The following is a 12874-nucleotide window of genomic DNA, read 5'->3' as shown; positions in this document are numbered from 1 at the left end:
TATGGGAATTGATGTGTTTTTGCCACAACTGCGGTTGTGGCTTGTGAGCTACGGCTGCTTGTCCTGCGCAGCCTGTCTGGCCGGTTCGGCGCCGTGGCTGCTGGCCGGCAATGTGCCGGGCAGCAGGCAATCCTGCGGTGCCAGGTGGCGTAACTCGCAGTCTATGGTGAACGGTTGCGGGCGCATCACGGCGTAGCCCTGCACGTAGTCTATGCCCAGCATGGCGGCTGCCTGCATGATCTGCGGGGTCTCGACGAATTCGGCAATGGTGTGCTTGCCCATGACATGGCCGATGTGGTTGATCGCCGCCACCATGGCGTGGTCGATAGGGTCGTCCAGCATGTCCTTGACGAAGCTGCCGTCGATTTTCAGGTAGTCCACCGGCAGGTGTTTCAGGTAGCTGAACGAGGACATGCCGGCGCCAAAGTCGTCCAGCGAGAAGCGGCAGCCCAGCTTTTGCAGTTCGGTGATGAAGTGAATGGCGTCGCTGAGGTTGGCGATGGCGATGGTTTCCGTGATCTCGAAGCAGATGCGTTGCGGCGCGATGGCATGCAGGCGGAACTGCTCGTGCAGGAAGTCGAGAAAGCTGTCGTCGCCAATGGAGCTGCCGGACAGGTTGATGGCACAGGTGGTTACCTGGCTGCTGTGGCCATGCTGCTGGCGGCTGACCAGGGTGGCAAAGGCATTCTGTACCACCCAGCGATCTATCAGCGGCATCAGGCCGTAGCGCTCCGCTGCCGGGATGAAGCTGATCGGTGGCACCAGGCGGCCATATTCGTCGTACAGGCGCAGCAGCAGCTCGATGTGGATGCCGTCGTCGGTGTCGTTGCTTAGCGGGGCGATCTGCTGCGCGTACAGGCAGAAACGGTTCTCTTCCAGTGCCAGGCGGATGCGCTGCACCCAAGCCATTTCGCCATACTTCATCGACAGCTCGGAATCATCCGGGTGGTAGACCTGCACCCGGTTGCGCCCCTTTTCCTTGGCCATGTAGCAGGCCACGTCGGCGGCGCGCAGCGCCTCGGCCAGCGTGGTCATCGGCGCGCTCAGGTGCACCAGGCCGATGCTGACGCTGACATTGAACGGGTGGCCTTCCCAGGCAAAGTGCAGCTCCTGCACGGTCTGGCGCAGCGCTTCGGCAATTTGTCCGGCGTTGATGGCGGGGCAGTGCTCCAGCAGGATGCCGAATTCGTCGCCGCCGAGGCGCGCCAGGGTGTCGATATCGCGCAGCTGCTGTTGCAGCAGGGTGCAGATCTGGCGCAGCAGCTCGTCGCCGGCGGCGTGGCCGCAGGTGTCGTTGACGATCTTGAACTGGTCGAGGTCGAGGAACATCAGCGCGTGCTCCACCGGCGTGCCGGCGCTCAGCTTGCCCAGCGCCTGCTCCAGCCGCTGCTCGAATTCGCGGCGATTGGTCAGCCCGGTGAGCGCGTCGTGGGTGGCTTGCCAGGAGAGGTTGGCCACATATTGCCGCTCGCGGGTCATGTCGTGCAGCACCAGCACGGCGCCGTTGACGCTGCCGTTGCTGTGGATGGGCGAGGCCACCAGGGAGACCACGATGGCGCTGCCGTCCAGGCGCACCATCAGCTGGGTGTGCTGGCTGGTGCCGCTGGCTTCGCCGTTCAGGATCTGTTCGATCAGGTTGCCGTCTTCCTGCTGCGTCTGCTCGTTCAGCATGCGGATGATGGAGCTGAGCGGCAGGCCGTGTGCCTGCTCGTCGCGCCAGGTGGTGAGCTGTTCGGCGGCGGGGTTCATATAGGTGATGAAGCCGGCTTCGTCGGTGGTGATCACCGCATCGCCAATCGAGGTCAGGGTGATCTGGGCGCGTTCTTTCTCGGCACGCAGCGCGCTTTCCACTTCCAGCCGCTGGTTGAGCAGTTTGCCGGTGCGCAGTACCGCCAGCAGGATCAGGATGGTGGTGGTGACAAGGTTGGCCGCAAGCAGCAGCTGCTGGATGAAGCGCGAGGCTTCGCCCAGGGTGTTGGAGAACGCTCTTTCGACCGGGGTGACCTGCTCGTTGACGCGCCGGATCTGCGCGATCCAGCCGGCGATTTCCGCTGCGGAGGGGGTGTGCTGGGTAAAGCCATGGCGCATCTGGTTGGCTGTCTGCATCAGTTGCAGCAGCTGCTGGTCGCCGGTAGTCCAGTGGGCGATGGCGGTTTCCAGGTAGCTGAAGTGACGGAAGTTGCGGTACAGCCAGATCAGCCCGGGGATGTCCTGCGGGTGGTTGCCGCCCTGCAGGAAGCCGGCTTCGGCGCGCAGCAGGTCGGGCTCGGGAGCGTCCAGTGCCTGGCGTGCCTGGTGGTCGCCCAGCGGAATGTCGATGGCTTGCTGGTACTGCAGGAAATCGCGCTCGTCGCGGCTGTCGGCGTACAGCTTGAGGTAGTAGATCGCATCCTTCTGGCCCTTGGACCACAGGCTTTCCCCGCTGACGTAGGCGCGCACCACCGATAGCACTTCCAGGCTGATGCCGCTGATGACTGCCTGCAGCAGGGCGACCAGAATGAAAGGCCACAGGACGCGCAGCAAACGGTCGGGTTGATGCGGGGCGGGGCGCATGAGTCGATGTCACCTTTTTGGCAAAGCCCGGTGGGCGGTGGTTTTGGCCGAGGTGGTGTTACGAGGCTGCGTTTATATGAACAGCTAACAGCTGCACCTTCATTTTATAGTTTGCAAATTGCAAATTGAATAGTGGCAACACGGGCAGGTAGGAGGGGAAAAGCGCTTGATCGGGCAATAAAAAAGGCAGGCGGGCGCCTGCCTTGTTGCGATGTATCGCCGTGCTTACTGCCAGTGCACCAAGGTGTGGTTCTTCTTGCCGCGCTTGAGCAGGCTGTACTGGCCGAACAGGCGCTCGCCGTCGCCGATCTGGTGTTCCAGGCTATCGGCTTTGTTGCCGTTGATGCTTACCGCGCCGCTCTGGATGAAGGTGCGCGCTTCGGTCTTGGACTTGGCCAAGCCGCCGGCAACCAGGGTGTCGATCAGGCCGGCCTGGTCGCGCGGCAGCTGGATGCTGGGCATGCCGTCCTGTGCCAGTTGCGCCAGGTCGGATTCGGTGAGGTCCGCCACGCTGCCGCTGAACAGGCTGGCGCTGATGCGCTGGGCGGCTGCCACCGCGGCCTGGCCGTGTACCAGGGCAGTCGCCTGCTCGGCCAGGATGCGCTGTGCTTCCGGCTTGCCGCCGCTGGTCTTGTCCTGCTCCTCGATGGCGTCGATCTCGGCCAGCGACAGGAAGGTGAAGTAGCGCAGGAACTTGTACACGTCGGCGTCCGCGGTGTTCATCCAGAACTGGTAGAAGGCGTACGGCGAGGTTTTCTTGGCATCCAGCCACACCGCGCCGCCTTCGGTCTTGCCGAACTTGGTGCCGTCGGCCTTGGTAACCAGCGGCAGGGTCAGGCCGTAGACCTGGTGCTGATGCAGGCGGCGGGTCAGGTCGGTGCCGGCGGTGATGTTGCCCCACTGATCGGAGCCGCCGATCTGTAGCACGCAGCCATGACGCTGGTACAGCTCGGCAAAGTCGTAGCCCTGCAGCAGGCTGTAGCTGAACTCGGTGTAGCTGATGCCCTGGTCTTCGCGGTTGATACGCTGCTGCACCGCTTCCTTCTTGATCATCTGGTTGATCGAGAAGTGTTTGCCGATGTCGCGCAGGAATTCCAGCGCGCCCATGCCGCCGAACCAGTCGTAGTTGTTGGCCATGATGGCGGCGTTGTCGCCTTCGAAGGACAGGAACGGCGATACCTGGCCGCGGATCTTGTCCACCCAGCCGGCGATCACGTCCGGGGTGTTCAGCTTGCGTTCGGTAGCCTTGAAGCTTGGGTCGCCGATCATGCCGGTGGCGCCGCCCACCAGGGCGATGGGCTTGTGGCCGAACTGCTGGAAGCGCTTCAGTACCAGTACTGGTACCAGGTGGCCAAGATGCAGGCTGTCTGCGGTCGGGTCGAAGCCGCAATACAGGGTCACGCTCTCCTTGGTCAGCAGTTCGTCGAGGGCTGCCGCGTCGGTTTGCTGCGCGATCAGGCCACGGGCTTGCAGATCCTGGATAAGAGCGGACTGGAACATCTTGAAAATTCTCCTTGGTTTGAAACGCCGCCAGGGCAATGAGCAGGCGGAAAGGCGCTATTCTAGCCGATTTTGTTGCAGCGCAGCCGGGGCAATTTCTGCAACATTCCTTAAAACCTTTCGCCGTGTCATCTGTCATGCCGCGGGTAGAATGCAGCGACAAAATCAGAAGGAGGGGCGTTGCAATGGCTTACCGGGTTAAGGTATGGGACTTGCCCACGCGTCTGTTTCATTGGGGGTTGGTGGCGCTGTTCGGCCTGCTGTGGTGGAGTGCCGATAGTGGCGAGCTGATACTGCATGCCCGGTTTGGCGAGGCGCTGCTAGTGCTGCTGGTGTTCCGCCTGCTGTGGGGTATAGCCGGCAGCCAGACGGCACGCTTCGGCACTTTCGTGCGCGGCCCCGCAGCCATTGTCGCCTACCTGCGTGGCCAGTCGCCCACCGCTCCCGGCCACAACCCATTGGGCGCCCTGATGGTGCTGACGCTGCTGGCGGCGGTGCTGGTGCAGTTGCTGCTGGGGCTGTTCGCCGCCGACGTGGATGGCTATACCTTCGACGGGCCGTTGGCGCATTTGCTCGATGGCAGCCTGGCCGAGCAGGTGAGCGAGTGGCACGGCGCCTGGTTCAACCTGCTGTTGTTGCTGGTCTCGGTGCATGTGCTGGCGATTGTTGGCTACCGGGTGCTGCGCAATGAGAACCTGGTCAAGGCCATGGTGACCGGGCACAAGGAAAGCGATGACCCGATTGCCGCGCCGTCCTTTGTATCGCCCTGGCGCGCGGCGCTGCTGCTGCTGGCGGCTACGGTGCTGGTGTGTGGAGGCCTGGCCGTGTTGTGAATGCGGCCGCGATGGCGGAATGAAAAAAGGCATGCTGCGGCATGCCTTTTTTCATGGTGCATCCAGACTTTAACGCTTGGGGCCACGGAAGCTGTCATGACAGCTCTTGCAGCTGTCGGCTACTGCGGCGTATTTGTTGCGCACGGTGGCCAGGTCGTCGCTGCGCGCGCCGGCCTGCAGGGCGTTAACGGCGGTCAGGAACTTGTCCTGCGCGGCCTTGAATTTGGCCGGCTGGCTCCAGATTTCCGGCTTGGCACGGCTGACGTCGTCGATGGTGCCCGGCTTGAACAGGGTGAACGGCACGGCGGCAACTGCCTTGAGGTCGTCCGCGTTCTTGATGAACTGGTCCTTGCGGAACGGGCCGTCGCGCAGCATGACGCCGATCGGTTCGAAATTGAGCAGGATTTTCTTGAAGCTTTTCTGGCGGTCTTCGCCGGGGCCGGCAACGGCGCTGGCGCACAGCAGGGTAAGGATCAGGGTGGCGGTAAGTTTCTTCATCTCGGGTTCTGGTGATTGCGGTTTATTGCGCGAGTTTAATAATTTCTGGCTGCGCTGCCAAAGGCGGGGTCGCCTAATCGTTGCGGAACTGCTGGTGGCAGGACTTGCATGTCTGCTGGATGGCAATAAAGGCCGGTTTTACGTCATCGATGTTTCGGGCAACTGTGGCAGCCTGTTTCAGGCTCTGGGCAGCGTGCTTGTGCTTGCCGATGGCAGACTGGAATTCGGCGGGTTGCGACCAGATTTCCGGGCGGGCATCGGTTTTACCCTTGTCGCTGCCGGGGCCGAAGTACTGCCAGGGCTGCTGTGCCAGCTCGTCCAGGTGTGCGGCCAACTTGGCGAAGTCGGCCTGGCTGAACGGCGTGTCGCCTTTCACCATCTGGCCCATGGCGGACATGGTCTTCTTGTATTGCTCGAAAACCTCCTTGCGGGCGGCGATCTGGTCGGCGGCAAGGGCGGTGTTGAAAGCGGCGAAACAGCAGGCAAGCATGAACAGCTTTTTCATTGCCGGCTCCTGGAAATGGCAAGTGAATATCGTTCGCAGCTTATCACAGCAGGGGTATCTGCTTGATGGCAGTTTGGTTAATGCTTGTTAAGTGTTTTGTTATACCGTAACATTCGCGAATTCTTCCTAATTGAGAGTCATGCCGGTCGCCATGGATACTGCCAGTTTTCTCGCTGCCGCCGATCAGCACTGCCAGCGGCAGGGCGCCAGGCTTACCAGCCTGCGTCGTCAGGTGCTGGAGCTGGTGCTGAGTTACGACGGCGTGGTGAAGGCCTACCAGCTGCTGGCCGATCTGCAGCGCCAGCGCGGCATTGCCGCGCCGCCCACGGTGTACCGTGCGCTGGATTTTCTGGTGGATGTGGGTTTGCTGCACAAGGTGGATGCGCTGAACGGCTTCATCGTGTGCCGCCACGTGGGCTGCAGCCACGAGGGCCTGATCCTGGTGTGCAGCCAGTGCGGCAAGGTGCAGGAGCTGGATGCCTCGCCGATGCTGGCGGTGCTGCGCGAGCAGGCCGGTGGTGAAGGCTTTGCCATCGCGCCGCAAAATCTGTTGCTGACCGGTTTGTGTCAAGGATGCCGAACATGAAAAAAACCCGGGTCAATGTGTTGACCGGCTTTCTGGGCGTGGGTAAGACCACCGCGCTGCGCCATCTGATCACCCAGCGTCCGCGCGACGAAAAGTGGGCGATCATCGTTAACGAATTCGGCGAGATCGGCATCGACGGTGCCGTGCTGGACGACGGCGAGCTGCCGGTGGCCGAGATCGCCGGCGGCTGCCTGTGCTGCGTGGCCGGCCCGCAGATGACGGTGACGGTGGCCAACCTGCTGCGCCGCGAGAAGCCGGACCGGCTGATCATCGAGGCCAGCGGGCTGGCGCACGCCGCCGGGCTGATCGACGAGCTGCGTACCGAGCCGCTGGGCAATGCGCTGGATGTCGGCGCGGTGCTCACCCTGGTGGACCCGCGCCAGTTCGTGAACAACGACTACTTCCGCCAGCCGCTGTACCGCGACCAGGTGATGGTGGCCGATGTGCTGCTGGCCACCAAGTGCGACCTGGCCGATGCCGACACGTTGGCCGCATACCGCGACAAGGCGGCGCAGCTGTTTCCGCCCAAGTCGCTGGTGGCGGAAATCCACCACGGCGCGGCCATGCCCGAATGGCTGAATGCCGGCGCCGCCGACAAGCCGCGCTACCGGCCGTCAGTGCGGCAGGACGACGCGCCGGGTTGGCAGTCGCAGGGCTGGACGCTGCCGCCGGACAAGGCGTTTTCCGGCGAGGCGCTGACCGATTTCTTCGACCGCCTGCCGCAGATGGTGGACGGCCTGGTGCGCGCCAAGGGTGTGTTCCGGGTGATGGACACCTGGCTGTGGCTGAACTGGACCGAAGGCCGCTGGGCCGCCAACCAGGTAGCCTGGCGCCGCGACAACCGTTTCGAGCTGATCGCCAGCGGGCTGGATGCCGCCGCCATCGAGACGGCGCTGCGCGCCTGCCTGGAACCGTGGTCGCAGGACTGACATGACCGAACATCATCATCACGCGCATGCCGGGCACGAGCATGAGCACGAGCACGAGCACACGCCCGAGCTGTCGCATGCGCACTCCCACCCGCACCCGCATGCGGCCGGCGAGCGCAATCACCTGCCGGGCTGGCGCCTGCTGGCCATGGCGGCCTGGCAGCGCCTGCTGCTGGCCAGCGCGCTGTTGCTGGTGCTGTGGGCGCTGGTGCTGTGGGCACTGGGAGGTGAAAGTTGATTTCCCTGCATAACCTTACCGTGTCCTACCAGCGCCACCCGGCCGTGCACCATGTCAGCGGCCGCTTTGCGCCGGGGCTGGCCACTGCCATCTTCGGGCCGAACGGCGCCGGCAAGAGCACGCTGTTGAAAACCATCATGGGCGCCATTCGCCCGGATAGCGGCGAAGTGAGCTTCGCCGGCCTCAGCCGCAAGGACATCGCCTATCTGCCGCAACTGTCGGAAATCGACCGCAGCCTGCCGGTGTCGGTAATCGACCTGGTCAGCAGCGGCCACTGGCGCCGCAGCGGCCTGTTCGGCAGGGTTGGCCGCAAGCTGGACGAGGCCAGCTGGGATGCGCTGGTCACCGTGGGTCTGGAGGATTTTGCGCTGCACCCGGTGTCGGCGCTGTCCAGCGGGCAGTTCCAGCGCGTGCTGTTCGCCCGCATCCTGGTGCAGGACGCGCGGCTGATCCTGCTGGACGAGCCGTTCAACGCGGTGGATGCGCGCACCACCTTCGACCTGCTGGAGTTGGTACGCCGCTGGCAGGAGGAGGGCCGCACCGTGATTGCCGTGCTGCACGACTACGAACAGGTGCGCGCCTACTTTCCGCAAACCCTGCTGATGGCGCGTGAGGTGGTGGCCTGGGGCCAGACCGACCGCGTGCTGACCGATGCCAACCTGCGTCGCGCCACCGATACCGCTGCCCACTGGCAGGCCAAGGCGCCGGTGTGCGCGGTGGATGCCCAGGGCGATGTCCATGGAGTGGGCAAATGACCTTGCATGAATTACTGGTTTCCCCGTTTGCCGATTTCCCCTTCATGCGCCGGGCGCTGGTGGGCTGCCTGGCGCTGGCGCTGGGCAGTGCGCCGGTGGGCCTGCTGCTGGTGATGCGCCGCATGAGCCTGATGGGCGATGCCATGAGCCACGCCGTGTTGCCGGGGGCGGCCATCGGCTACCTGCTGGCCGGCCTGAGTCTGCCGGCGATGAGTCTGGGCGGCTTTGTTGCCGGCGTACTGGTGGCGCTGCTGGCCGGCCTTGCCACCCGCTACACCGAGGTGAAGGAAGATGCCAGCTTTGCCGGCTTCTACCTGCTGTCGCTGTCGCTGGGGGTGCTGCTGGTGTCCAAGAGCGGCAGCAATGTGGATCTGATGCACCTGCTGTTCGGCTCTGTGCTGGCGGTGGACGATGCTGCCATGCTGCTGGTGGCGGCGGTGGCCAGCGTCACGCTGCTGACCCTGGCGGCCATCTACCGGCCGTTGCTGCTGGAAAGCCTGGATCCGGTGTTCATGCGCGCCATCGGCGCCCGTGGCGGGGTGTGGCACCTGCTGTTCCTGCTGCTGGTGGTGATGAACCTGGTGGCCGGCTTCCAGGCGCTGGGCACGCTGATGTCGGTTGGGCTGATGATGCTGCCGGCCATCGCCGCACGGCTGTGGGCAAGCTCGGTGGGCGGCATGCTGCTGGTGGCACTGCTGATCGCCAGCGGCTCGGCGGTGGGCGGCCTGCTGCTGTCCTATCACGCCGAGCTGCCGTCCGGCCCGGCCATCATCCTGCTGGCAGGCATTGCCTACCTGCTGTCCATGCTGCTGGCGCCGCGCGGCGGCCTGCTGCCGCGCCTGTTCCGTTCCCGTCACCTTACCAACTAGGATTGTTCGATGCGCAAGTTGTTAGCCGCGGCACTGTTGCTGTCGCCCTTGCTGGCCGTGGCCAAAGTGCCGGTAGTGGCCAGTTTCAGTATTGTTGCCGATATCACCCGCGAGATCGGCGGCGACAAGGTGGAAGTGCAGTCGCTGGTGGGGCCGGACCAGGACGCCCACGTGTTCCAGCCGGCGCCGGCCGATGTGAAGAAGTTGGCCGCAGCCAAGGTATTCGTGGTGAGTGGCCTGGGGTTCGAGGGCTGGATGCCGCGCATGACGCGCGCCGCCGGCTTCAAGGGCCTCACCGTTACCGCCGCGGCCAAGGTCAAGCCGCGTGCCGCACAGGAGGCTGACGAGCATGGCGGCATCGATCCGCATGCCTGGCACAACCCGCAGAACGTGATGCTGTATGCCCAGGCGATTGCCGATGGCCTGTCCAAAGCCGACCCGGCAGACAGCGCCTACTTTCAGCAGCGCGCCACCGCCTACCAGGCCAAGCTCAAGCAGCTGGATGACTGGGCGGCGCAGCAGTTTGCCGCGGTGCCGGTGGGCCGGCGCAAGGTGCTGACCTCGCACGACGCCTTTGGCTACTTTGCCGCCCGCTACCAGATCCGCTTCATGGCGCCGCAGGGCATCAGCACCGAAGCCGAAGCCTCGGCCAAGGGCGTGGCGCAGCTGATCCGCCAGGTGAAGGCGGAGCAGGTGAAGGCGGTGTTCTTCGAGAACATGAGCGACCACCGTCTGCTGGAGCAGCTGAGCAAGGAAGCCGGTGTGAAGGTGGGCGGCAAGCTGTATGCCGACGCGCTGTCCAACGACGGCAAGGCTGGCAGCTATCTGCAGCTGTTCCGCAGCAACGTCGAGCTGCTGCTCAGCGCGATGCGTTGAGTACCAACTGTGCCAGGTGCCAGACACCGATGGCACACACGGCCAGTCCCGCCAGCAGGCGGACTGGCCGTTGTTGTTTCCACTGCCCGAGTTTGTGGGCGAAGGCACCCATCAGCAACAGGTTGGGCAGGGTGCCAAGGCCAAAGCTCAGCATCACCAGCGCGCCGCTGGAGGCTCTCTGGCTGGCCAGCGCCGACAGGCTGGCGGTGTACACCAGGCCGCAGGGCACCCAGCCCCACACCGCGCCCACCAGCACGCTCTGCCAGCCGTGGCGCAGCGGCAGCAGGCGGCGGGTCAGCGGTTGCAGCCGGCGCCACAGCGGCTGGCCCATTTTTTCGATGCGGGTGACGGCCGCGGACAGGCCGGCCAGGTAGAGGCCCAGCAGTACCAGCAGCACGTTGGCCGCAGCAAACAGGCCAAGCTGCAGCGGGCGGAAATCCGCCTGCGCCACCCCCCATTGCGCCAGCCCGCCCAGCAGCGTGCCAATCAGCACGTAGCTGGCCAGCCGGCCCAGGTTGTAGCCCAGCAGCAGCCAGGGCTTGCTGCCCTGGCCGGCCACCGAAATGGCGGCCACGATGCCGCCGCACATGCCCAGGCAATGCACGCCGCCCAGCAGGCCGGTGAGAAAAAGAGAGAACAGACTGATTTCCAGCATGGTGCGAGGCGGCAGGGTAAAGCCGGTATTGTAGCAGTGGTGCTGCACTGCGGTATTTGTGGCGATCCAAATCGGAATGGATATGAATAATGGTTATTGATGCATGTGGTCTTATTTCTCGCACATGACTTGAAAAAACAGAGGGATAGTCCATCGTTATTATTAGAAAAGCCTGTCATTGCGACAAAGAATGGCCCGCCATCGCGGGGCGCCCATTGTTGAGGGCCGGGCAGCCGCGGCTGCTGCAGTCTGTCGTTGTAGCGATGGCTGCAGGGAGGGGAGCAAAAGGGCATGAGCAAGCAGATAGTGATTGAACACCTGGGGCAGTCGGCCATTGTCACCATAGACAACCCGCCTGCAAACGTCTGGACCCTGGATTCGCTGCAGCAGCTGGCGCTGGCCATGGATGCGCTGGACGCCGATGAACAGGTACGCGCCGTGGTGATAACCGGCGCCGGAGACAAATTCTTTTCGGCGGGGGCGGATCTGCAGCAGTTTGCCCGCGGCGACCGCCAGATGGCCGGGCAGGTGGCGGACGCCTTTGCGCTGGCGTTCAACAGCATCCGCCAGTTTCGCGGTGTCACGGTGGCAGCGGTGAACGGTTTTGCGCTGGGTGGCGGGCTGGAGTGCGCGCTGGCTTGCGACTATATCGTGGCCGAGCGCGGCGCAAGGCTCGGGCTGCCGGAAACCTCGGTAGGGCAGCTGCCTTGTGCCGGCGGCACCAAGACGCTAGCGGATCGCGTCGGCCTGCCGTGGGCCAAGCGCATCATTCTGGGCGGCGAGACGGTAACGGCCGAGCAGGCGCTGCACATCGGCCTGGTGGAGGAAGTGGTGGACCCGGGGCTGGCCAAGATCATGGCGGTGAGCATGGCGGGCAAGGTGGCGCGCCAGGGGCGCCTGGCGGTGTTGGCCGCAAGGCAGCTGATCGAAGGCAGTCAGCAGATGCCGCTGGACCGGCAGTTGCTGCAGGAGAAGGCGGCCTTCCTGGCGCTGATGGGCGGCACCGAGCAGCAGGAAGGCGTGGGCGCTTTTCTCGCCAAGCGCAAGCCGGCCTGGGTGGATGAAGACGAGGATAACTAGGCGCCCGGCTGGGCCGGATGACAAACACCCCGCAGCAGCGGGGTGTTTGTTTTGTGCGGCTTACTTGCCGCGCAGGCGTGCAAACAGCGACATCAGCACTACCAGCAGCAGGCCGCTGAGCAGGCCGAACAGGCCGTTAAGCACCGCCGGCAGCAGGCCGGCCAACGGGCCAAGGGCGGGCAGGGCATGGGCGCTGGCTTCGATGGCATGGTGCAGCGGTGCAATGCCGTGCGCCAGGATGCCGCCACCCACCAGGAACACGGCGATGGTGCCGGCCAGCGACAGCAGTCGCATCAGCGGCGGCGCCGCGTTCAGCAGCATGCGGCCAACGTAGCGGGTGATGGCCAGCGGTTTGGTGCTGAAGTACAGGCCGATATCGTCCAGTTTGACGATGCCGGCCACCAGCCCGTAGACGCCGATGGTCATCAGCACGGCCACGCCGACCAGTACCGTGAGCTGGGTGGCAAACGGCTGCCCGGCCACGGTGCCCAGCGCAATGGCGATGATCTCCGCCGACAGGATGAAATCGGTGGTGATGGCGCTTTTGATCTTGTCGCGCTCGAACGCCACCATGTCTATGTCCGGGTTCTGCAGCGCGTCCAGGCGTTCGCTGTGTTCCTGTTCTTCTTCCGCCGCGTGCAGGTAGTTGTGCACCAGTTTTTCCGCGCCCTCGAAGCACAGAAAGGCACCGCCCAGCATCAGCAGCGGGGTGATCAGCCAGGGCAGCAGGGCGCCAATGGCCAGCGCCAGCGGCACCAGCAGCGCCTTGTTGCGCAGCGAACCCACTGCCACCGCCCACACTACCGGCAACTCGCGCTCGGCACGGATGCCGGACACCTGCTGCGCATTCAGCGCCAGATCATCCCCCAGCACGCCGGCGGTTTTCTTGGCGGCCAGCTTGGTCATCGCCGCCACGTCATCAAGCAGGGTGGCGATATCGTCGATCAACATGAAAAGGCTACTGCCAGCCATCGGGTCTCCCGTATCAAAAAGAAGC

General features: G+C 64.3%; 14 protein-coding genes. 8 read left to right on the top strand and 6 right to left on the bottom strand.

Annotation, left to right across the window (positions count from 1 at the left end):
• Window positions 1-48: 48 nt before the first annotated feature.
• Window positions 49-2553 (bottom strand): EAL domain-containing protein, encoded by a 2505-nt coding sequence (locus PSELUDRAFT_RS15610; RefSeq protein ID WP_088967711.1) that lies wholly within the window; start codon window positions 2551-2553, stop codon window positions 49-51.
• Window positions 2554-2778: 225 nt separating this feature from the next.
• Window positions 2779-4053 carry a tyrosine--tRNA ligase gene (gene tyrS / locus PSELUDRAFT_RS15605; protein ID WP_088967710.1) on the bottom strand — a complete coding sequence of 425 codons (1275 nt, stop codon included), beginning with the start codon at window positions 4051-4053 and terminating at the stop codon, window positions 2779-2781.
• Between the two features lie 212 nt (window positions 4054-4265).
• Here tyrS and PSELUDRAFT_RS15600 point away from each other — a divergent pair, with 212 nt between their 5' ends.
• Window positions 4266-4886 carry a cytochrome b/b6 domain-containing protein gene (locus PSELUDRAFT_RS15600; RefSeq protein ID WP_231895238.1) on the top strand — a complete coding sequence of 207 codons (621 nt, stop codon included), beginning with the start codon at window positions 4266-4268 and terminating at the stop codon, window positions 4884-4886.
• A 69-nt stretch (window positions 4887-4955) separates the two neighbouring features.
• Here PSELUDRAFT_RS15600 and PSELUDRAFT_RS15595 read toward each other — a convergent pair whose 3' ends face one another.
• Both PSELUDRAFT_RS15595 and PSELUDRAFT_RS15590 read right to left on the bottom strand, forming a co-directional pair.
• Entirely contained in the window at window positions 4956-5384 is a 429-nt protein-coding gene (locus PSELUDRAFT_RS15595) for a cytochrome c (RefSeq protein WP_088967708.1), read from the bottom strand.
• Window positions 5385-5457: 73 nt separating this feature from the next.
• Window positions 5458-5889 (bottom strand): cytochrome c, encoded by a 432-nt coding sequence (locus PSELUDRAFT_RS15590; RefSeq protein WP_088967707.1) that lies wholly within the window; start codon window positions 5887-5889, stop codon window positions 5458-5460.
• A 151-nt stretch (window positions 5890-6040) separates the two neighbouring features.
• On the opposite strand from PSELUDRAFT_RS15590, the gene PSELUDRAFT_RS15585 reads away from it, so the two are divergent.
• Genes PSELUDRAFT_RS15585 through PSELUDRAFT_RS15560 form a run of 6 tightly spaced genes read left to right on the top strand, consistent with a single transcriptional unit; the run spans window position 6041 to window position 10142 of the window.
• Window positions 6041-6475, top strand: a complete 435-nt coding sequence (locus PSELUDRAFT_RS15585) for a Fur family transcriptional regulator (protein WP_088968531.1) — start codon at window positions 6041-6043, stop codon at window positions 6473-6475.
• The gene (locus PSELUDRAFT_RS15580; RefSeq protein WP_164497433.1) at window positions 6463-7404 is read left to right on the top strand and encodes a GTP-binding protein; all 942 of its coding nucleotides are present in this window, start codon (window positions 6463-6465) and stop codon (window positions 7402-7404) included. Before PSELUDRAFT_RS15585 ends, PSELUDRAFT_RS15580 begins: the two co-directional genes overlap by 13 nt.
• A gap of 1 nt (window position 7405) precedes the next feature.
• Window positions 7406-7642 carry a hypothetical protein gene (locus tag PSELUDRAFT_RS15575; RefSeq protein WP_088967705.1) on the top strand — a complete coding sequence of 79 codons (237 nt, stop codon included), beginning with the start codon at window positions 7406-7408 and terminating at the stop codon, window positions 7640-7642.
• Complete coding sequence (locus PSELUDRAFT_RS15570) at window positions 7639-8397, top strand: metal ABC transporter ATP-binding protein (RefSeq protein ID WP_088967704.1); 759 nt, start codon at window positions 7639-7641, stop codon at window positions 8395-8397. The genes PSELUDRAFT_RS15575 and PSELUDRAFT_RS15570 overlap by 4 nt, the downstream gene beginning before the upstream one ends.
• Window positions 8394-9266: a metal ABC transporter permease gene (locus PSELUDRAFT_RS15565; RefSeq protein WP_088967703.1), complete on the top strand. Its 873-nt coding sequence runs from the start codon at window positions 8394-8396 to the stop codon at window positions 9264-9266. The genes PSELUDRAFT_RS15570 and PSELUDRAFT_RS15565 overlap by 4 nt, the downstream gene beginning before the upstream one ends.
• Window positions 9267-9275: 9 nt before the next feature.
• Window positions 9276-10142 (top strand): metal ABC transporter substrate-binding protein, encoded by an 867-nt coding sequence (locus PSELUDRAFT_RS15560; RefSeq protein WP_088967702.1) that lies wholly within the window; start codon window positions 9276-9278, stop codon window positions 10140-10142.
• On the opposite strand, the gene PSELUDRAFT_RS15555 is transcribed toward PSELUDRAFT_RS15560, so the two are convergent.
• The gene (locus PSELUDRAFT_RS15555; RefSeq protein ID WP_088968530.1) at window positions 10126-10797 is read right to left on the bottom strand and encodes a sulfite exporter TauE/SafE family protein; all 672 of its coding nucleotides are present in this window, start codon (window positions 10795-10797) and stop codon (window positions 10126-10128) included. The two genes, PSELUDRAFT_RS15560 and PSELUDRAFT_RS15555, sit on opposite strands and share 17 nt — an antisense overlap.
• A 291-nt stretch (window positions 10798-11088) precedes the next feature.
• On the opposite strand from PSELUDRAFT_RS15555, the gene PSELUDRAFT_RS15550 reads away from it, so the two are divergent.
• Window positions 11089-11877 (top strand): enoyl-CoA hydratase, encoded by a 789-nt coding sequence (locus tag PSELUDRAFT_RS15550; protein ID WP_088967701.1) that lies wholly within the window; start codon window positions 11089-11091, stop codon window positions 11875-11877.
• 60 nt (window positions 11878-11937) lie between these two features.
• Here the strand turns inward: PSELUDRAFT_RS15550 and PSELUDRAFT_RS15545 are convergent, their stop codons facing one another.
• Window positions 11938-12849 (bottom strand): DUF808 domain-containing protein, encoded by a 912-nt coding sequence (locus PSELUDRAFT_RS15545; protein WP_088967700.1) that lies wholly within the window; start codon window positions 12847-12849, stop codon window positions 11938-11940.
• Between the last annotated feature and the right edge of the window lie 25 nt (window positions 12850-12874).

Source organism: Vogesella sp. LIG4 (assembly GCF_900090205.1).
Taxonomy (GTDB): Bacteria; Pseudomonadota; Gammaproteobacteria; order Burkholderiales; family Chromobacteriaceae; genus Vogesella.
The sequence above is the reverse complement of the archived record's forward strand: the minus strand, read 5'-3'. Positions and strand labels throughout refer to the sequence as shown.